General features: G+C 35.5%; 19 protein-coding genes. 12 read left to right on the forward strand and 7 right to left on the reverse strand.

Features of this window, described 5'->3' with window-relative positions; translation table 11 throughout:
• Nucleotides 1–24 precede the first annotated feature (24 nt).
• The 4 genes from LUA86_RS03580 (at nucleotide 25) to hemH (ending at nucleotide 5112) form a co-directional block, all read left to right on the forward strand.
• Entirely contained in the window at nucleotides 25–873 is an 849-nt protein-coding gene (locus LUA86_RS03580; RefSeq protein WP_231459195.1) for a 4-hydroxy-3-methylbut-2-enyl diphosphate reductase, read from the forward strand.
• Nucleotides 874–934: 61 nt separating this feature from the next.
• Nucleotides 935–1609: a fatty acid desaturase gene (locus tag LUA86_RS03585; protein WP_231459196.1), complete on the forward strand. Its 675-nt coding sequence runs from the start codon at nucleotides 935–937 to the stop codon at nucleotides 1607–1609.
• A gap of 117 nt (nucleotides 1610–1726) precedes the next feature.
• Entirely contained in the window at nucleotides 1727–4099 is a 2373-nt protein-coding gene (locus LUA86_RS03590) for a TonB-dependent receptor (RefSeq protein ID WP_231459197.1), read from the forward strand.
• A 2-nt stretch (nucleotides 4100–4101) separates the two neighbouring features.
• Complete coding sequence (hemH, locus tag LUA86_RS03595; protein ID WP_231459198.1) at nucleotides 4102–5112, forward strand: ferrochelatase; 1011 nt, start codon at nucleotides 4102–4104, stop codon at nucleotides 5110–5112.
• On the opposite strand, the gene LUA86_RS03600 is transcribed toward hemH, so the two are convergent.
• Nucleotides 5109–6323, reverse strand: coding sequence for a 3-deoxy-D-manno-octulosonic acid transferase (locus LUA86_RS03600; protein ID WP_231459199.1), 1215 nt, complete (start codon nucleotides 6321–6323; stop codon nucleotides 5109–5111). The two genes, hemH and LUA86_RS03600, sit on opposite strands and share 4 nt — an antisense overlap.
• 67 nt (nucleotides 6324–6390) lie before the next feature.
• Between LUA86_RS03600 and LUA86_RS03605 the strand changes: the two genes are divergently transcribed.
• From LUA86_RS03605 to LUA86_RS03625, 5 genes are read left to right on the forward strand one after another with little or no spacing between them, the layout of a single operon-like run.
• Complete coding sequence (locus LUA86_RS03605; protein WP_231459200.1) at nucleotides 6391–7701, forward strand: UDP-glucose/GDP-mannose dehydrogenase family protein; 1311 nt, start codon at nucleotides 6391–6393, stop codon at nucleotides 7699–7701.
• Nucleotide 7702: 1 nt separating this feature from the next.
• On the forward strand, nucleotides 7703–8692 hold the full coding sequence (locus LUA86_RS03610) for a UDP-glucuronic acid decarboxylase family protein (protein WP_231459201.1): 990 nt from the start codon (nucleotides 7703–7705) through the stop codon (nucleotides 8690–8692).
• A 2-nt stretch (nucleotides 8693–8694) separates the two neighbouring features.
• Entirely contained in the window at nucleotides 8695–9714 is a 1020-nt protein-coding gene (galE, locus tag LUA86_RS03615) for a UDP-glucose 4-epimerase GalE (protein WP_231459202.1), read from the forward strand.
• Nucleotides 9714–10268: a hypothetical protein gene (locus LUA86_RS03620; protein WP_231459203.1), complete on the forward strand. Its 555-nt coding sequence runs from the start codon at nucleotides 9714–9716 to the stop codon at nucleotides 10266–10268. The genes galE and LUA86_RS03620 overlap by 1 nt, the downstream gene beginning before the upstream one ends.
• A 19-nt stretch (nucleotides 10269–10287) precedes the next feature.
• The gene (locus tag LUA86_RS03625) at nucleotides 10288–11025 is read left to right on the forward strand and encodes a tyrosine-protein phosphatase (RefSeq protein ID WP_231459204.1); all 738 of its coding nucleotides are present in this window, start codon (nucleotides 10288–10290) and stop codon (nucleotides 11023–11025) included.
• A 17-nt stretch (nucleotides 11026–11042) separates the two neighbouring features.
• On the opposite strand, the gene LUA86_RS03630 is transcribed toward LUA86_RS03625, so the two are convergent.
• Together LUA86_RS03630 and LUA86_RS03635 are read right to left on the reverse strand one after the other, a co-directional pair.
• Nucleotides 11043–12275 carry an ABC transporter permease gene (locus tag LUA86_RS03630; RefSeq protein WP_231459205.1) on the reverse strand — a complete coding sequence of 411 codons (1233 nt, stop codon included), beginning with the start codon at nucleotides 12273–12275 and terminating at the stop codon, nucleotides 11043–11045.
• Nucleotides 12276–12387: 112 nt separating this feature from the next.
• Nucleotides 12388–12741, reverse strand: a complete 354-nt coding sequence (locus LUA86_RS03635) for an iron-sulfur cluster assembly accessory protein (protein WP_231459206.1) — start codon at nucleotides 12739–12741, stop codon at nucleotides 12388–12390.
• Between the two features lie 92 nt (nucleotides 12742–12833).
• Between LUA86_RS03635 and LUA86_RS03640 the strand changes: the two genes are divergently transcribed.
• The 3 genes from LUA86_RS03640 (at nucleotide 12834) to dnaA (ending at nucleotide 16899) form a co-directional block, all read left to right on the forward strand.
• Nucleotides 12834–13364 carry a hypothetical protein gene (locus LUA86_RS03640; protein WP_231459207.1) on the forward strand — a complete coding sequence of 177 codons (531 nt, stop codon included), beginning with the start codon at nucleotides 12834–12836 and terminating at the stop codon, nucleotides 13362–13364.
• Between the two features lie 112 nt (nucleotides 13365–13476).
• Nucleotides 13477–15024: a methylmalonyl-CoA mutase gene (locus LUA86_RS03645; RefSeq protein WP_231459208.1), complete on the forward strand. Its 1548-nt coding sequence runs from the start codon at nucleotides 13477–13479 to the stop codon at nucleotides 15022–15024.
• Between the two features lie 444 nt (nucleotides 15025–15468).
• Nucleotides 15469–16899, forward strand: coding sequence for a chromosomal replication initiator protein DnaA (gene dnaA, locus LUA86_RS03650; protein WP_056088409.1), 1431 nt, complete (start codon nucleotides 15469–15471; stop codon nucleotides 16897–16899).
• A gap of 291 nt (nucleotides 16900–17190) precedes the next feature.
• Here dnaA and LUA86_RS03655 read toward each other — a convergent pair whose 3' ends face one another.
• From LUA86_RS03655 to LUA86_RS03670, 4 genes are all read right to left on the reverse strand, one after another.
• Nucleotides 17191–17733, reverse strand: a complete 543-nt coding sequence (locus LUA86_RS03655; RefSeq protein ID WP_231459209.1) for an NUDIX hydrolase — start codon at nucleotides 17731–17733, stop codon at nucleotides 17191–17193.
• Nucleotides 17734–17757: 24 nt separating this feature from the next.
• Entirely contained in the window at nucleotides 17758–18144 is a 387-nt protein-coding gene (locus LUA86_RS03660; RefSeq protein ID WP_231459210.1) for a hypothetical protein, read from the reverse strand.
• Nucleotides 18145–18294: 150 nt separating this feature from the next.
• Nucleotides 18295–19080: a YgcG family protein gene (locus LUA86_RS03665; RefSeq protein ID WP_231459211.1), complete on the reverse strand. Its 786-nt coding sequence runs from the start codon at nucleotides 19078–19080 to the stop codon at nucleotides 18295–18297.
• 3 nt (nucleotides 19081–19083) lie between these two features.
• Entirely contained in the window at nucleotides 19084–19527 is a 444-nt protein-coding gene (locus LUA86_RS03670) for a TPM domain-containing protein (protein ID WP_231459212.1), read from the reverse strand.
• Nucleotides 19528–19537 lie beyond the last annotated feature (10 nt).

Here is a 19537-nt window from a genome sequence, read left to right on the forward strand (position 1 = left end):
TATTTTGCTTAATTTTGTAGCACAATGAGTTATAATTTACAAGTCACTATTGATAAAGCTTCGGGTTTCTGCTTTGGCGTTGTTTACGCAATTGAAATGGCAGAAGATATTTTAGAAAACGAAGGGCGTTTATATTGCCTGGGTGATATTGTGCATAATGATGAAGAAGTTGAACGTTTAACAAAAAAGGGCTTAAAAATCATCGACCATGAGGTTTTAAAAACCCTGAATAATGAAAAAGTGCTTATAAGGGCGCATGGCGAAGCACCTTCTACTTATCAGTTAGCGCTTGATAATAATTTAACACTTATAGATGCTTCTTGTCCGGTAGTTTTGAAACTCCAAAACCGGATTAAAAATTCACATGATGATGATGAGCAAATCTTAATTTTTGGAAAACATGGCCATGCTGAAGTTATTGGATTGCAAGGACAAACAGATGGGAAAGCAATCGTTTTTCAGGATTTAGCAGAGCTAGATAATGTAGAGCTGCCTTCTAAATTTACCCTTTACAGCCAAACAACAAAAAGTGTAGATAAATTTTACAGCATCAAAAATGATTTGTTAGGCCGCGGTTATGAAGTTAAAGCAAACGATACCATCTGCAGGCAGGTTTCTAATCGATACGAAGAGCTTGAAAATTTTGTAAGCCATTACGATAAAATTATATTTGTTTCGGGCAAGAAATCGTCAAATGGTAAGGTGCTGTATGATGTTTGTAAGAAATTTAACCAAAACTCTTACTTCATTTCTAATGTAGAAGAACTTGATAAAAACTGGTTTGCCAGTAATGATAAAGTTGGTATTTGCGGGGCAACCTCTACACCAATGTGGCTAATGGAAAATGTAAAAGCTGAATTAGAACAGTATTAAGCAGATTTTAAAATCAAATCTTCTCTAAAACTGTTTACCTAATAAGTAACCTTAACCTTAATTGAAAACAGTTAATAAAAATATTGGTGTTTTAGTTGCACTAACCATAATTGTTTTTTGGTTTACCTCACTGTATTTTCTTTTAAACTGGAATTTTTCCTGGTACAATCCATTAGTATATTTAATGGTTTTCATCCAGATGCATTTATACACAGGCTTGTTTATTACAGCTCATGATGCTATGCATGGAACCATTTCGGGTGATAAAAAAATTAATAATTTATTGGGTTATGTATCTGTATTTTTGTACGCGGGCTTTTTTTACAATCGCCTGCTGGCAAAACACCATGACCACCACAAGCATGTACATACGGAACACGATCCAGATTATGCGCCACACGGATTTTGGAAATGGTATTTCAGTTTTATGATGAATTACGTAAGCATTATACAGTTGGTTATTATGGCTATAGCTTACAATGTGTTAAAAATTTGGGTTAATGAAGCCAACTTGTTGATGTTTTGGGTGCTTCCATCACTACTAAGTACTTTTCAGTTGTTTTATTTTGGAACTTATGTGCCTCATAAAGGCGAGCACGATAACGAGTTCCATTCATCAACGCTCTCAAAAAATCATTTCATCGCTTTTATAACCTGTTATTTTTTTGGTTATCATTTAGAACACCATCAAAAACCATCAGTTCCCTGGTGGAAACTACATCAGCAAAAAGCCTAATATTTTACCTAAATATGTTTCTCGCTTTAATATAAGGATGCTTTTATCATACCGTAAAATAGTATTTTTGCTTCCAATAAACTGTCTTAGCCATTTTAAAACCATCTAAAAATACGCATGTACAAGAAACATTTCTTGCTCATTTTTTTTCTTTTGCTAAGTACCTTCGCTTTTGCACAAAACGGTGTAATTAAAGGAAAAGTTAGTGATGTTTACACCAATGAAGGGCTCGGAGCGGTAACTGTTATTTTGCAAGGTACAAATGTTGGTACGCAGACCGATACTTTAGGTAATTATTCAATATCTGGATTAAAACCCGGTGTTTACAACATACAGTTCAGGGCTGTTGGCTATCAAAATAAAACATTTTTTGATGTTCAGGTAGCAAATGCTAAGCCGAGCATTATTAATTTAGCTTTAGAATCTGCCCAAAATGAAATAGGAGAGGTAACCATACGATCGCAGCGTTTCATTAAACCAATTGAAAGCCCATTGTCTTTACGCACCATCGGTGTTACAGAAATTAAAAGAAATCCTGGCGGCAATAGAGATATTTCCAAAGTAATTCAATCACTCCCGGGTGTATCTGTACCTGTAAGCTTTCGTAACGATATTATAATTAGAGGTGGTGCACCCAATGAAAACAGATTTTTTATTGATGGTGTAGAAATTCCAAACATTAATCATTTTACAACACAAGGCTCATCCGGCGGTCCGGTTGGTTTAATTAATGTAGATTTTATAAATGAGGTAGATTTTTATTCAGGTGCATTTCCTGCATCACGTGGAAATTCTTTAAGTTCTGTTTTTGAGTTTAAACAGAGAGATGGCAATGCCGATAAACTTGGCGCATCTTTAACGGTTGGCTCAAGTGATTTCGCCTTAAGTATGGATGGGCCTCTAAGTAAGAAAACTACATTATTAGCATCTTATCGTCTATCGTATCTGCAAGGATTATTCAAACTTATTGGTCTTCCTTTTTTGCCTTCTTATCAGGATTTTCAATTTAAGTTAAAAACTAAATTTAATACAAAAAACGAGCTTACCATTTTAGGTTTAGGTGCTGTAGACCGGTTTAAACTTAATTTTGACGCCGACCCAACGGAAGAAAACTTGTATACCTTATCGGTTATCCCGGTAAACAGTCAGGATAATTATACAATCGGTGCAGTTTATAAAAATTACCGTGAGCGTGGTTTTTCAACCTTAGTGCTTAGCAGGAATTATTTAAATACCAGTGCCGATAAATTTCAGGATAATGATGAGTCCAAATTAAAAACCTTAACCTATTCTTCAAAAGAAACGGAAAATAAGTTTCGGTTTGAAAATTCATCAAAAGAAGGTATTTACAAAATAAATTTTGGTGTTGGAGCAGAAACAGGCAATTACAATGTGCAAAACGCCGTTTTTTTACCAACAGGCTTGCAGAGTTATAATTCTGAATTAAACTTAATTAAGTACGGCGCCTTTGCGCAAGTTAGCGCTTCATATTTAGAGGATAAGTTAAACTTGTCGACTGGTTTTAGGATAGATGGAAGCAACTATGCTAAGCAGATGAACAATCCGTTTAAAACCTTTTCGCCCCGATTCTCGGCATCTTACAGTTTTACAGAAAAGTTCAGTTTTAACTTTAATACTGGAATTTACTATCAATTGCCTGCTTATACACTTTTGGGTTACCGAGAAAATACCGGCTCGCCTTTGCTCAATAAAAATGTTAATTACATACAATCAACCCATTTTGTTGTTGGTTTAGAATACAACAGCTTAAAAAACACCAAATTTACTATAGAAGGATTTTACAAACGATATTCGAAATACCCGCTACTTAAACAACTTAATGATACTGTACCGCTTGCTAATTTAGGTGCTGATTTTGGTGTGGTCGGAAATTCAAGAGTAGTTGGGGAAACAGATGGCAGAAGTTACGGTGTTGAGTTTTTTGCTCAGCAACGCCTAACCAAAGGTTTTTACGGTATTTTTGCTTTAACTTTATTTAGAAGTGAATTTGAGGATAAAAGAAATATTTACGTTCAATCGAGCTGGAACAGCAGGTACATTTTAAGTGCTACAGCTGGTAAAGTATTTAAAGGAAATTGGGAAGCTGGTGCTAAGTTTAGATTTAGCGGAGGAAGCCCCTACACACCTTTTGATGCGCCTTTTTCATCCTTAAAAACAAGTTATAGCGTATTACCAGAAGGCGTTAGAGATTTCGACCAACTAAATTCTTTACGCCTGGCAAACTTTTACCAACTGGATGTTAGGGTAGATAAAAAATTTCCTTTTAAGAAATTTAACTTTAACCTGTATTTAGATATACAGAATGTAACATATAACAAATATCAACTTCAACCGGCTTTAGTACTTGATAGAGATGCCAGTGGTAATCCACAGGATTTAGCAGGCGACCCATCACGTTTTAAAACGAAACTTTTAAACAATAGTGGAGGCAATATCTTGCCAACATTAGGCATAATACTTGATTTTTAAAGATGAGCAAAAAAGGAATTTTATTAGTTAATTTAGGAACTCCAGATAGCCCTGTAACTGCTGATGTGAGAAAATATTTAGATCAGTTTTTAATGGATGAACGGGTGATTGACATCCCAAAATTTAACAGAACTCTATTGGTTAAAGGTATCATTGTGCCTTTTAGAAGCCCGAAAACATCAAAATTATATAAAGAAATCTGGAATGAAAATGGCTCACCGCTTTTACATTACAGTAGAATTCAGGCTAAAATGCTTCAGGAAAAATTGGGCGAAGCCTACCATGTAGAATTAGCGATGCGTTATCAAAGCCCATCAATTGAAACTGCATTGGCAAATTTAAAAGCAGGCCTGGTAGAAAGTATACAAGTTATTCCACTTTTTCCTCAATACGCATCGGCAAGTTCTGGCTCAGTAATTCAGCTGGTAATGGAATTGGTTAGCAAATGGCCAACGGTGCCGCCCATTTCTTTTGTAAACTCTTTCCACGATAATAAGTTGATGATTGAGGTTTTTGCAGAAAATGCTAGAAAACACAATCCGGAAACATACGATCATATCTTATTCAGTTTCCATGGTTTACCCGAAAGGCAACTTTTAAAATGTGACCATACCGGAAATTATTGCCTAAAGAATAAAGATTGCTGTCAAACATTAAACGACACCAATAAATTTTGCTATTCGGCACAAGGACATGATACGGCAAGATTAATTGCCCAGGAACTTGGTATTTCAAAAGATAGATATACCGTTTGTTTTCAGTCTCGTTTAGGAAAAGAGCCTTGGGTACAACCATACACAACTGATGTTTTGAAGAAGCTCGCATCCGAAGGCAAGAAAAGATTGTTGGTTTTTAGTCCGGCCTTTGTTGCCGATTGTTTAGAAACTTTATACGAAATAACGGTCGAATATCACGAAGAATTTAAAGAATTGGGTGGTGAACATGTTCAGTTAGTCGAAAGCTTAAACGATAACCCAAAATTTATTGATGCTTTGGCTGGGATGATACATTAATTTGCAAAAAATTCTGCTAAAATTAAATCAGTAGCACCTTTATTTTGTAAAACATAATCTTCGGCAGCAGCCGAAGATTTTTTGTTTGCTTTTAAATAATCAAAAGCAACTAAAAGTTCCTCGTAATTGGAGATGCTTTTTGCTGCATCAATCGCAATCAAATCTTTAGCTTCTTGAAATTTATGATACTTCGGGCCAAAAATAACGGGTAATCCAAATGCTGCGGCTTCCAAAGTATTATGAATTCCTGCACCAAAACCTCCGCCAATATAGGCCAGTTTTCCATATTGATATAGAAAAGAAAGCATACCAATATTATCAATGATTAAAATATTTGATGGCTTTAACCCGCTACTGTTAAGCTTGGAGAAACGAATAGAATTTATAAACAATCTTTCTATAGCTTCAATATGATTGTCGTTTACTTCGTGTGGAGCAATAATAAATTTCCAGCCTGGATGTTTGGAAGAGAGTTTAGCGATTAGTTTTTCATCTTCCGGCCAGGTACTGCCGCATATTATCGTGTTTGTATCTCCACAAAAATTTTCAATAATAGGTAGTTGTTTAGGGTTAATGGCGTTTTCATAAACGCGGTCAAACCTGGTATCTCCACTTACAGTTGTTGATTTTATATTGATTGAATTAAGAAGCTGCTCACTTTCTTTATTCTGAACAAAAAAATGAGTTACCGATTTTAGAATATTGCGATAAAATGCACCATACTTTTTAAAGAAAACTTGATTTGGCCTAAAAATTCCCGAAATTAAATATAATGGAATGTTGCTTTTTTTAAGTTCAGTAAAATAAAAATACCAGAATTCATATTTGGTAAAGATTGCCATTTCTGGTTTTACCAATTCAATAAATTTTTGAGCGTTTTTTTTGGTATCAATCGGTAGATAAAAAACTGCATCGGCCAGTGCATAATCTTTTCTTATTTCATATCCCGAAGGAGAAAAAAACGTGATAATCATTTTCTTTTTGGGATGATTCGATCTGATTTTTTCAAGAACTGGTCTGCCTTGTTCAAATTCGCCTAATGAGGCAAAATGAAACCAGATATTTTCATCTGCTGGGTTAGTTTTTTCGGCTATCTTTCTGAAAATCTGTTTTCTACCGCGTATAAATAACGCTGCTTTTTGGTTAAAAGATGAAAAAATCCAAATTAATAAGCTATAAATTTTAATTCCTAATATATAAAGTAAAAGCATTTGTTGGATTTTATTATCTTCGTGGCAAGATAAAACGAAATTACTTAAATTCCCCTATAAATATAATATGAAAATAGCTGTAGTAGGTACAGGATATGTAGGTTTAGTTACCGGAACATGTTTAGCAGAAACTGGAAATAATGTTATCTGCGTAGATATAAATGAGGCCAAGGTTAAGAAAATGCAAGAGGGTCAGGTTCCAATTTACGAACCTGGTTTGGATTTGCTTTTTCATAGAAATATTGAGCAAGGCAGGTTACATTTTACAACTAATCTTGCTGATGCTATTGCCGAGGCGCAGATTATTTTCATGGCTCTGCCAACGCCTCCGGGTGGAGATGGTGCCGCAGACCTTTCTTATATTTTAGGCGCTGCAAAAGATATCTCTAAAATTATTACAGACTACAAAGTAATTGTAAATAAATCAACAGTACCAGTTGGTACAGCTGATAAAGTTAGAGCCGTATTTGCTGAAAATACAGACGTTGTGGTTGATGTGGTTTCAAATCCAGAATTCTTACGTGAAGGCGTAGCAGTTGAAGATTTTATGAAGCCTGACCGTGTTGTACTCGGTACAAAAAGCGAGCGTGCTAAAAAACTAATGACAGACCTTTACGGTCCATACGTTCGTCAAGGTAACCCAATTTTGTTTATGGATGAGCGCTCATCTGAATTAACAAAATATGCTGCAAACTCTTTCCTGGCAACAAAAATTACTTTTATGAACGAGATTGCTAACCTTTGCGAATTGGTTGGTGCAGATGTAGATGCGGTAAGACGTGGAATTGGTTCTGATGATAGAATTGGTAAACGTTTCTTATTCCCGGGAATTGGTTACGGTGGTTCATGTTTTCCTAAAGATGTTCAGGCCTTAGTTAAGGCTGCCGATGAAAATGTTTATGATTTTCAAATTCTGAAATCTGTAATGGAGGTTAACGAACGCCAGAAAACAATTTTGGTTGATAAACTTTTAAAATACTACAAAAACGACATCAATGGCAAACACTTTGCACTTTGGGGTTTAGCTTTTAAACCAGAAACTGACGATATCCGCGAAGCGCCGGCTTTGTACATTATTGATGCTTTGGTAAAACATGGTGCAACAGTTACGGTTTTTGATCCGGAAGGTGTTGAAAATGTGAGAAATTTAATTGGTGATAAAGTTAAATATGCTACAAACCAATATGAAGCTTTAGAAAATGCAGATGCACTTTTAATTGCAACAGAATGGTCGGTATTTAGAAATCCTGATTTCGATAAAATCGAATCAGTATTAAAAAATAAAGTAATTTTTGATGGTCGTAACTTATACGATTTAGATAAAATGATTGATTTAGGATATTATTATAACAGCATTGGCCGTAAACTGATTGATTAAGATGAGCACAAAAAGAATATTAATTACAGGAGCGGCAGGCTTTTTAGGTTCACACCTTTGCGATCGCTTTATAAAAGAAGGTTATCATGTTATTGGAATGGATAATTTGATAACCGGTGATTTATCTAATATCGAACACCTTTTCCATCTGGAGAACTTCGAGTTTTATAATCATGACGTTTCAAAATTCGTTCACATTCCAGGCAGTTTAGATTATATCCTTCATTTTGCATCGCCTGCAAGCCCGATTGATTATTTAAAAATTCCAATCCAAACTTTAAAGGTTGGTTCTTTGGGTACACATAATCTATTAGGTTTAGCAAGAGCAAAAGGTGCCAGAATGTTAATTGCTTCAACTTCTGAAGTATATGGCGACCCAAGTGTTAACCCGCAACCAGAAGAATATTGGGGTAATGTAAATCCGGTAGGGCCACGAGGTGTTTATGATGAAGCTAAACGTTTTCAGGAAGCGATAACCATGGCTTACCATACTTTCCATGGTGTAGAAACCAGAATTGTAAGAATTTTTAATACTTATGGACCAAGAATGCGACTTAATGACGGTCGTGTTTTGCCGGCTTTTATTGGCCAGGCTTTAAGAGGAGAAGATTTAACCGTTTTTGGGGATGGAACCCAAACCCGTTCTTTCTGTTACGTTGATGATTTAATTGAAGGAATTTACCGTTTGTTGATGAGTGATTATGCTCAGCCGGTAAACATTGGAAACCCTGATGAGATTACCATTAAACAATTTTGCGAAGAAATTATCAAGCTAACCGGAACATCACAAAAGATTGTTTATAGAGAACTACCACAAGATGATCCAAAACAACGCAGGCCAGACATTACAAAAGCTAAAGCTTTGCTTGGTTGGGAACCTAAAGTTGGCAGAGCAGAAGGTTTAAAAATTACCTACGACTATTTCAAATCTCTACCAGAAGAGGCTTTGGCAAAAATTGAGCATAAAGATTTCCAAAAATATAATAGATAAGAATGTCTAAAATTTTAGTTACCGGCGGTACGGGTTACATTGGTTCCCATACAGTAGTAGAGCTGCATAATGCAGGTTTTAAAGTTGTAATTGTTGATGATTTATCCAATTCAGACATCAAAATTCTAGATCAGATTGAGAAAATTATTGGTTCAAAGCCAGAGTTTCATCAGTTTGATTTATGCGATGAAGCAAAAGTAAAGTCTTTTGCAGCCGAACAAACAGATATTTCGGGTATTATTCACTTTGCGGCATCAAAAGCGGTTGGCGAATCTGTTCAAAATCCATTAAAGTATTACCGAAACAATTTTTTCAGCTTAATTAATCTGTTAAATTCTTTCAATAAAACAAATTTTGTTTTCTCGTCATCTTGTACTGTTTACGGGCAACCAGATAGTTTACCGGTAACAGAATCTGCTGCGGTTAAAAGGGCAGAATCGCCTTATGGTAATACTAAACAAATTGCAGAAGAAATTTTAGTGGAAACTGCTGCCGTTACACCAGATTTAAATGTTATCGCTTTGCGTTATTTTAACCCGGTTGGTGCACATAAAACGGCCTTACTTGGCGAATTACCAAACGGTGTTCCTGCTAATTTAGTGCCGTTTATAACACAATCTGCAATAGGCAAACGTGGCCCGATTGTGGTTCATGGTAACGATTACAACACGCCAGACGGTAGTGCAATTCGCGATTATATCCATGTGGTAGATTTAGCAAAAGCACATGTGGCTGCGGTTAAGCGTTTAGCATCCGGCGAAGCCGAAAGCAATTATGAAGTATTTAATTTAGGTACGGGTAAAGGTTCTACAGTTTTAGAAATTATTAATGCTTTTGAAAGTTCTACAGGTGAAAAACTGAATTACCAAATCGGTCCAAGACGCGAAGGTGATATTGAACAGATATATGGCGATGTAACTAAATCCAAAGAAGTGTTGAAATGGCAAACAGAACTCGATTTAAACGAGATGATGCGTTCGGCATGGGAGTGGGAAAAATATATTAAAGCAAACCCATTTTAATGAAGCTTGCTGAGCACAAAAATTTAAAAATCGCAATAACTGATTTACCGATAAAAGAAAAGGATAAATTGTTATTGCGATTAATTGCAAAAGATAAAGTGCTTACCGAACATCTTCACTTTAAGTTATTGGAAGATGAAAGCGATTTAGATTATCGCAAAGAAAACATCAGGCATAATATTGAAAGCCAGCTTGCAGAACTTAAAAAGTTAAATGCAAAAGAAGCTTTGGCTAAAGTGAGAAAAATGATAACGCTCGTTAATCATTTCTACAAAGTTACCAAAGATTCCATAGGCGAAGTAGAACTGAAAATCTTCGTATTAAGTGTAATCCCTGTTGAGTACAAGAAATCTTTTTTTGGTTATCGTGATTTTGGAATCCTTTTTTCGAGTTTTTACATCAAAACCACCCAGGTAACTATAAATAAATATAAAAAGCTTCACGAAGATTTACAGTTTGATTTGGCAGAAAACCTGAATCAATTGCTAAGTAAAATATATTCTTCTAAATTAGCGCCATTGGCTGAGTCATCAGATTTGCCAAAAGAGATTTAATTCGCTGTAATCGTTTAAGATGTTTGGATTATTTAAGAAGAAAAAAGTAAGCCCTGATTTTGATTTTTCTACTATCGGAACGGATATGCACTCTCATATTATTCCAGGTATTGATGATGGTGCACAAAGTTTAAAAGATTCCTTGTTGCTGGCGCAAAAATTTAAGTCGCTTGGTTTTAATAAATTGATTGCTACGCCACACGTAATGGCCGATTATTTCAGAAATACGCCCGATACCATAAAAAGAGGGTTGGAAATATTAAGAAATGGTTTAGCTGAGGCACAAATTGATTTAGAAGTAGATGCTGCCGCTGAATATTATCTTGATGAAACACTCGAAAAAAAAATAAAACAAAAGCAGGTTTTAACTTTTGGTGCTCAGTATGTTTTATTTGAATTATCTTTTATCAACGCACCTCAAAATCTCTTTGAAGTTATCAAACTGATTCAGGATTCTGGATACACACCGGTTTTGGCACATCCCGAAAGGTACCCTTATTATTATGCCTCAATAGAAAATCTTCATAAGATAAAAGCATCTGGATGTTTGCTTCAATTAAACTCTATTGCATTAACGGGTTATTACGGTTCTGGCGCAAAAAAGGTTGCTGATGAAATGGTTGAACATCATTTGGTAGATTTTATTGGTAGTGATATGCATCATTTGAAACATGCTTCCGCATTAGAAAATTCCTTATTAACCAGCGGGATGAACACTTTATTAACGCAACATCAACTTCTTAATAAAACGCTTTAATTTTCTTAACGCGTTTTTTACTCATAGCGAAGTGCCTCTACAGGGTCTAATCTCGAAGCTTTCTTAGCTGGATAGTAACCTGATAAAATTCCCACACCTACGCAGATACCAAAGCCACCAATAATAAATGCCCAGGGGATTATAAATGAACCACCCATGGCCAAAGAAATCAGGTTCCCGATAACGATGCCTAAAAATATACCAAAGGTGCCGCCCATTAAACAAATTACCACGGCTTCTATTAAGAATTGCCTGCGGATTACTTTAGGATTTGCACCGATAGCTTTACGTATACCAATTTCTCTTGTTCGTTCTGTTACCGAAACCAACATAATATTCATCAATCCTATAGATGCACCTATTAATGTAATAATCCCAATAGCCACGCCACCAATAGCTACAAAAGCTAAATTTTCGAACAACGTTTGAGCAATCGCATCACTTTTAGTAATTTCAAAATTATTAGGATCGTTAACCTTCACCTTACGTATGTTTCTAAATAATGAGGTAGATTCTCCAATTATGGCTTCCTGCATTTCATTAGTTGGAACCATAACCGTAATGGTATAAGATGGATTCGCATTTGCATTAATCTGCTTAGCTTTTGATAAGGGCACATACACAGCTCTATCTCCACTAAAGCCCATACTCGAACCTTTTTTTTCTAAAACGCCTATAATTTTAAAACGATTATTGCCTACATTAATCATCTTATCTATCGGCTCGGTATCTTTAAATAATTTATCTACAACTTCGCTACCAACAATACATACATTACTACCAAGCTGAACTTCTGATTGACTAAAATTCCGTCCATCAGATAAGCCTAAACCTTGGGCCGCTAAACCATTTTCATCAATACCTTGAACATTAATGTTTGGATTTGTTTTCAGGCTTCCGTTTTTTACGGTAGAACCGCCACTGGCAAATACGCTTACAGCTACAGTGGCTGGTGTTTTTAAACTATCCTTAAATTTAACTGCATCTTCATACCTAATCGCCTTGAAAGGCTTTGGTCTTTTGCCTTGTCCGCCAATTCTAATTCCTGTGCCACGGTTTCTTATGGTAAATGAATTGGCACCCATGCTACTAAAGGCACTGGTCATACTCGCTTTTACGGCATCTAAAGTTGTCAAAATACCAACTAATGCACTTAAACCTATAGCAATAATTAATGCAGTAAGCATGGTGCGTAATCTGTTACTTTTAATTGATTGCAGTGCGAGCCTGATATTTTCTCTGTAATTCATTTAGTTTGATGGAGTGGTTGCAGTTATTATTGGGCAGACAAATATCTATAAAAATAAAAAAGTCCCGATGTTTAGACAAGGGGACTGTGCAATATGTTACAATATTATTTTTTTATGCAGAAAAACTTGTACCGCAACCGCATGTACTTGTTGCATTTGGATTAACAAATGTAAATCCTCTCGAATTTAAACCGTCTTGCCAGTCAATCATCATGCCCATTAAATACATTTGATGAGCTTTATTCATAAAAACTTTAATGCCTTCAATAAAAAACTCCTGGTCGCCATCTTTTTTCTGGTCGAAGCCTAAAATATAATTCATCCCTGCGCAACCACCGCCTTCAACACCTACGCGTAAGCCGTAATCCTCACTAATCTCCTGCTGATCTCTTAATTTTAATAACTCTTTAGTTGCTCCCTCCGAAAAAGAAACTGGTGCAAATGCTGTATCAACTGTAGTACTCATGTTATTTAAATTTTATCTTTTACAAATATAAATAATAATGTACATTTTTGCTTTTGGCGGGATGTTAATATTACCGTAATTAAACAATAGATATGACTGCACAACAAATCATAATAGATATTCTGACTTTATTTTTGGGTATTTCTCTGGCTTTTATAGTCATTTATTTTTTCGTTAAAACTGATATTCAACGATTCTTTAATTTAAAAAACATCGAACTAAATAAAGAAAATCGTGCCCAAATTTTACCACTAAGGCTGCAAGCACACGAACGTTTAATTATTTTTATTGATAGAATTAATCCGGCCAACTTATTGGTACGCTTGCATCAACAAGGAATTGATATTGCTACGCTTCAGGCTGGCGTTTTAAATGAAATTCGTACTGAATACCAGCATAACATTACCCAGCAGTTATATGTTAACAGTACAACATGGAATGTTGTGCGCAAACTAAAAGATGATACACTTGGAATGATTAATAACGCTGTGCAAGGTTTACCAAAGGATGCTAATGGAATAGAGTTGAGTAAGGCAATTTTGCAACACATGGCAACTATTGATGAAAACCCTTACGATTTAACAATCGAATTGATTAAGAAAGATATTCAGCAATTGTTTTAGGAAGTTAGTTAGTTGTTTAAACTGGTTAATCGTAATTTGAATCATTCGAAACCGACTCGAACAACTAACCAATTGAAACAATTTCAACGGTTAACCATATACATAACCAAATATGAGCGATATAAAACATACTACAACATCCGGAATCGAAATAAAGGAGCTTTACACCACTGCTAAACCGATGGAGGAAAAACCAGGCGAATTTCCTTTTACCCGGGGGATTCAAAAGGATATGTATCGTGGCAGATTGTGGACCATGCGGCAATATGCAGGATTTTCAACCGCAGAAGAATCAAATAAAAGGTATCATTATCTGTTAAATCAAGGTACTACAGGTTTATCTGTTGCTTTTGATTTACCAACTCAAATTGGCTATGATTCAGACCATGAAATGGCTGATGGTGAAGTGGGAAAAGTTGGTGTCGCGATAGATTCTCTGAAAGACATTGAGATTTTATTTGAAGGGATACAGTTAAAAGACATCACAACTTCGATGACAATTAATGCAACGGCTTCAATCTTATTAGCGATGTATATCGCGCTGGCTAAAAAACAAGGTGCAGATTTAAAGCAAATTTCGGGTACAATACAAAACGATATATTAAAAGAATATGCTGCCAGAGGAACATATATTTATCCGCCTAAGCCATCAATGCGGTTAATAACTGATATTTTTGAATTTTGTAGCATCGAGGTTCCTAAATGGAATACCATTTCCATATCAGGTTATCACATTCGGGAAGCCGGCTCAACAGCAGTACAAGAGCTGGCTTTTACCTTGGCCAATGGAAAAACTTATCTTAAAGCGGCAATTGATAAGGGTTTGGACATAAATATCTTTGCTAAAAGATTATCGTTCTTTTTTAACTGCCACAATAATTTTTTTGAAGAAATTGCCAAATTTAGAGCTGCCAGAAGGATGTGGGCAAAAATTACAAAAGAACTTGGAGCAACAGCCGAAAAAGCACAAATGCTTCGGTTTCATACACAAACCGGTGGCTCTACTTTAACCGCACAGCAGCCACTTAATAATGTAATAAGGGTTACTAATCAGGCTATGGCTGCAGTTTTAGGTGGTACACAATCTTTGCATACCAATGGTTATGATGAAGCGCTTTCCCTGCCAACAGAATCTGCTGCAAAAATCGCTTTGCGTACTCAACAAATAATTGGCTTTGAAAGCGGGGTTACAGATACTGTAGACCCATTAGCAGGTTCGTTTTTTGTAGAGAATTTAACTGACGAGGTTGAAGCAGCCGCCTGGAAATACATTGATAAAATTGATGCGATGGGCGGTTCTGTTAATGCAATAGAAAACGATTACATGCAAAATGAAATTGCTGGAGCAGCTTATCAATATCAAAAGGAAATAGAATCTGCAGAACGCATCTCAGTTGGTGTAAATAGATTTGTACAGCAAGAAGAAGGCATTACAGAAGTTTTTAATATAGATGATTCGATAAGGAAGCTTCAAACTGAAAAGTTAAACCAGTTGAAAGCCGAAAGAGATAACAAAGCAGTAGAAATGGCGTTAATTAATTTAGAAGGTGCAGCACGAAGCAATTTAAACCTTATGCCTTTTATAATTGATGCTGTTGAACATTATGCTACATTAGGTGAAATTGCTGATGTATTTCGAAAAACCTTTGGCGAATATTAATAGATTGTACAAATATTTCCCAGATTGGGGAATTGAAGGAACGATATTAATTACAACATTTCGCCATTTAAAAATAGGTTTTTATGAAAGGGAAATAACCTGCTTTGGTATGTGTTGATAATCAGCGGATTTACATAATTCTCTAACATAAATCCCCTTCTTTAATAACTTATGGCTTGGAATTTGCTTTTTCGATGCTGATTTGATTAATTGAGTAAAATAGCCTGTAAATCGATTTTAGATGTGGAAAACCTATGTTAATAAATAGTTATCCACATTAAAAATTTAGGTTAAGTAGGATAGCTACCTGCTTATGAATAGGTTACGAAATAATTGAAATTTTTGTTTCAAATGTTGATAATTTTCTCAATATTCGTAGTCCCGAAACGGACCACCCCGTAAATTCGAATCGGAACTGTAAACCAATAAATTATAGAAATCGCAATGGAAAAAACTTGTACAGAAGTGTGGAAGAACTGTCTTCAAATCATTAAGGATAATATCCCGAATCAAAGTTTTAAAACTTGGTTCGAGCCTATAACAGCCCTTAAGTTGGAAGGTAAGGTTTTAACCATACAAGTGCCGAGTTTGTTCTTTTACGAATGGCTTGAAGAACACTACGTAGGCTTACTTCGAAAGACTGTTAAAAAACAACTCGGGGAAGATGGTAGGTTAGAATATAACATCGTTGTAGATAAATCATCCAATAGCGGAAGTCCTTACACAACAAATATGCCTTCAAACGGAAATGGGGCAGAAGCAAAAGTACAATCGATGCCAATTCCTGTATCGATAAATAAAGACATTAAAAACCCTTTTATTATACCGGGTTTAAAAAAGTTAAATGTTGACCCGCAATTAAACTCTAATTATACTTTCGAAAATTATATTGAAGGAGATTGTAACCGTTTAGCTCGTTCTGCCGGTTATGCTGTAGCCGCTAAACCTGGAGGCACATCATTTAATCCTTTAATGATTTATGGTGGTGTAGGTTTAGGTAAAACACACCTTGCGCAAGCCATTGGTAACGAGATTAAACGCAGTATGCCAGATAAGCTTGTTATTTATGTAAGCTGCGAGAAATTTTGCCAGCAGTTTGTAGATTCATTAAAAAACAACACCATTAACGATTTCGTTAATTTTTACCAGGCTATGGATGTAATCATTATGGATGATGTACACAACTTTGCAGGTAAAGAAAAAACACAGGATATTTTCTTCCACATCTTTAATCATTTACATCAATCGGGCAAACAGGTTATTTTAACATCAGATAAAGCACCAAAAGATTTAGCTGGTTTAGAAGAACGTTTGTTAAGTCGTTTTAAATGGGGCTTATCTGCCGATTTACAAATTCCGGATTTAGAAACGCGTATTGCGATTTTAAGAAAGAAAATGTATGCAGATGGTATTGAATTGCCCGGCGAAGTTGTAGAATATGTTGCGCATAACATTGATAATAACGTACGTGAGTTAGAAGGCGCAATGGTTTCTTTATTGGCGCAGGCTACTTTAAACAAGAAGGAAATTGATTTAAATCTTGCGAAGCAAATGCTGAAGAATTTTATCAAGAATACTTCAAAAGAGATCTCAATGGAATACATTCAGAAATTGGTTTGCGAGTATTTTGAAGTTCCGGTTGATATGGTTAAATCGCAAACGCGTAAACGTGAAATTGTTCAGGCTCGTCAAATTTCTATGTACTTATCAAAAAGCCATACAAAATCATCATTAAAAACAATTGGCGCTTTCTTTGGCGGTCGTGATCATAGTACAGTAATTTATGCCTGCCAAACGGTAGAAGATTTAATTGATACAGATAAGAAATTTAAAGCTTACGTACACGACATTCAGAAAAAATTAAAAATGAGCTAGTTTAAAAGGCAATTTTTTGAATATGAAAAAGTCCTGATTTGAATTCAAATCAGGACTTTTTGTTTTTATAGGTGCGATGTAAATTTTTAAACTATGTATGGATACTGGTTTTGATTTATTAGGTGAACCTAAGTAAAATAGACCCGACAAAAGCGTAAAGACCACAATGTAGCGAAGCGCAATGAGGACTTGCAGCGATTGGCGGGATTAGCGGAACCGAAGAATACAGTACATTGCTCTTCAAAAAAATAAATATTTCATTTTTATTGTAGGAAATTGACTTTACAATTTCTAAATTTCTGCTAAACCGTAATGCAAAGCCGCAACATGCAATGCTTGCGCAATTTGATTATCTGCAAGTAACTGCTTTACTTCTTCAACTTTGTATTCTTCAACATTTAAAATCTCGTGCTCATCTAAATGTTGTTCGTGGGTTTTAACGCCGCCAGTTAAAAAGTAGGTGAAAGTTTTATTGGTAGATGTTGCCGGATTTGGATAAAGTTCTACAATAAATTTACAGGTTTTGAAGCTATAACCGGTTTCTTCTAAAAGTTCACGTTTAATTGCAGTTTCAGGTTCTTCATCGCCATCAATTACACCGCCAGGAATTTCTAATGAAATAATATCTGCAGCATGGCGATATTGGCGAACCATAATTATTTTTCCTGCTTCTGTTAACGCAATTGCATTTACCCAATTCGGGTATTCTAAAACATAATAATCATCTTTAACAACACCGGTTTGTAGTTCACAAGTATCAACCCGTAAGGTTGCCCATTTCTCTCGAACTAAATATTTCGAGGCAATTTTACGCCACTTCTCAATTTCTATCATAACTCTAAAATCGTAATTTGTAAATCAAATATATTGTTGAATGTTATTTTGGCGATGGAAATTTACCAGATGAACGATTTTATGTTTATCAGAAAGAATTTTATAGATAAGGTTAAGTTTTGGTGCAATTATCCTATTCCGTTCCAGGCTTAAACCAAGCTCGTAATATAAAAACTCACTAAGCGAATCTAATTTCTCTGCAGATAATTCATTATGGTCTAACCAATCATTAAAAGCTGTATTATCTTCGGTTTCCAGAATATCTTTAGGTAAATTAAAGGAGTTGGTTAATGTTTCATCAAAAATAACTTGTGCCTCAGCAAATTTGCCGTCTAGTTTAAGTCCCATTATTTTAGCTAAAACCTCTGCTAGCTTCTGTATTTCTGCTGTAATTAAATCTTTACGGTACATTATAAAATAATTAATTAAGATGTTTTCTTCTGGACAAAGTCGAATAGTTGTCAGTCTGAGCGGAGTCCAAGACCAATTATCAATTAACCAATTTCCAATGGAGCAATTAGCAAATGAGTAACAAACTAAACAGCCAAAAAACCAGATTGACTACCAGCTTCCGCTAGAGCCACCTCCGCCGAAGCTTCCGCCGCCAAATCCTCCAAATCCGCCACCACCGCCGGATGAGCCACCGCCGCCCCAGCTGCTACCACCACCCCAATTGCTACCTCCGCCTCCGCGACCGCCAAACAGCATTGCCCAGAATAATGCATTCGAAGCACCACGACTTCCAATGATTTCGCCGCCATTACCACCACCGCCTTTTCGCATGATGATAATAATTACAACAATGATAATCAGAATGACTGCTATACTTCCAACTCCACCACCTTTTGATGCTTTAGGTTTATCGTTTTTATATTCTCCTTTGGTATATTTTATAATCGAGGTTGTAGCTTCATCAAGCCCGGTGTAATAATTACCCGCTCTAAAATTTGGCTTAATATCATTTTCGATAATGCGTTTTGCATAAATATCAGGTAGAGCACCTTCAACGCCATAGCCGGTTTGAATAGAGATTTTTCTATCGCCAACGGCTACAACAATCATAATTCCATTGTTTTTACCGCTTTGTCCAACACCCCATTTTCTTCCTAATTCTACAGCATATTCATTAATATCGTAATCACCAACCGATTTTAAAACAGCTATTGCAATTTGAGTTGATGATGAATCATCAAAAGCAACCAGTTTTCGTTCTAAGTTATTTTTCTGTTCTGCAGATAAAACTCCTGAATAATCATTTACAAGTGTATTTGGTTTCGCCGGAAAATCCTGTGCAAAAGCGAATACATAAAGTAAGCAGAAAACAGATAATAGAAATATTTTTTTCATCGTTTATATGTTTTCTTGTTTATCACCGTAATAAATATCGTTTGGCAACTCATTAATATCGCCAGTTTGGTAAGGAAAAAACAAAGCTAATTTTTCGCCTGCAAGCGCAACGCCGGCAATAATACCATCTGCTAAATTTCCTTTAGCAAAATGTGCTTTCATTGCAATTTGAGTAGTTTCCCAAAAATTTTCAGGCACAACCCGATTAATTCCGCTATCACCGATAATGGCAAATTTATGGTCGGCATGAGCCAGATAGATTAAAACCCCATTATGTTGTGCGGTTTTATCCATTTCCATCTTGGTAAAATATTCAATAGCTTTTTGATATACATCACCCTCGCAATGTTTATCGATAGCAATTCTTATTTCTCCTGAAGTGGCTTTTTCAGCCTCAGCTATTGCATGTGCAATTTTATCTTGTTCAATATCAGAAAATAACGACATGATTTTATTT

The sequence above is a fragment of the Pedobacter sp. Leaf132 genome, from assembly GCF_920984695.1.
GTDB lineage: Bacteria > Bacteroidota > Bacteroidia > Sphingobacteriales > Sphingobacteriaceae > Pedobacter.

Excerpts from the sequence above, each read along its gene's own strand:
- LUA86_RS03635 (WP_231459206.1), bottom strand. The coding sequence starts at position 12,741 with ATGAGTACTACAGTTGATACAGCATTTGCACCAGTTTCTTTTTCGGAG.
- LUA86_RS03660 (WP_231459210.1), bottom strand. The coding sequence starts at position 18,144 with ATGTACCGTAAAGATTTAATTACAGCAGAAATACAGAAGCTAGCAGAG.
- LUA86_RS03620 (WP_231459203.1), top strand. The coding sequence starts at position 9,714 with ATGAAGCTTGCTGAGCACAAAAATTTAAAAATCGCAATAACTGATTTA.
- LUA86_RS03670 (WP_231459212.1), bottom strand. The coding sequence starts at position 19,527 with ATGTCGTTATTTTCTGATATTGAACAAGATAAAATTGCACATGCAATA.
- LUA86_RS03665 (WP_231459211.1), bottom strand. The coding sequence starts at position 19,080 with ATGAAAAAAATATTTCTATTATCTGTTTTCTGCTTACTTTATGTATTC.
- LUA86_RS03590 (WP_231459197.1), top strand. The coding sequence starts at position 1,727 with ATGTACAAGAAACATTTCTTGCTCATTTTTTTTCTTTTGCTAAGTACC.
- LUA86_RS03630 (WP_231459205.1), bottom strand. The coding sequence starts at position 12,275 with ATGAATTACAGAGAAAATATCAGGCTCGCACTGCAATCAATTAAAAGT.
- galE (WP_231459202.1), top strand. The coding sequence starts at position 8,695 with ATGTCTAAAATTTTAGTTACCGGCGGTACGGGTTACATTGGTTCCCAT.
- LUA86_RS03600 (WP_231459199.1), bottom strand. The coding sequence starts at position 6,323 with ATGCTTTTACTTTATATATTAGGAATTAAAATTTATAGCTTATTAATT.
- LUA86_RS03605 (WP_231459200.1), top strand. The coding sequence starts at position 6,391 with ATGAAAATAGCTGTAGTAGGTACAGGATATGTAGGTTTAGTTACCGGA.
- LUA86_RS03610 (WP_231459201.1), top strand. The coding sequence starts at position 7,703 with ATGAGCACAAAAAGAATATTAATTACAGGAGCGGCAGGCTTTTTAGGT.
- hemH (WP_231459198.1), top strand. The coding sequence starts at position 4,102 with ATGAGCAAAAAAGGAATTTTATTAGTTAATTTAGGAACTCCAGATAGC.
- LUA86_RS03645 (WP_231459208.1), top strand. The coding sequence starts at position 13,477 with ATGAGCGATATAAAACATACTACAACATCCGGAATCGAAATAAAGGAG.
- LUA86_RS03625 (WP_231459204.1), top strand. The coding sequence starts at position 10,288 with ATGTTTGGATTATTTAAGAAGAAAAAAGTAAGCCCTGATTTTGATTTT.
- LUA86_RS03640 (WP_231459207.1), top strand. The coding sequence starts at position 12,834 with ATGACTGCACAACAAATCATAATAGATATTCTGACTTTATTTTTGGGT.
- LUA86_RS03655 (WP_231459209.1), bottom strand. The coding sequence starts at position 17,733 with ATGATAGAAATTGAGAAGTGGCGTAAAATTGCCTCGAAATATTTAGTT.
- dnaA (WP_056088409.1), top strand. The coding sequence starts at position 15,469 with ATGGAAAAAACTTGTACAGAAGTGTGGAAGAACTGTCTTCAAATCATT.
- LUA86_RS03580 (WP_231459195.1), top strand. The coding sequence starts at position 25 with ATGAGTTATAATTTACAAGTCACTATTGATAAAGCTTCGGGTTTCTGC.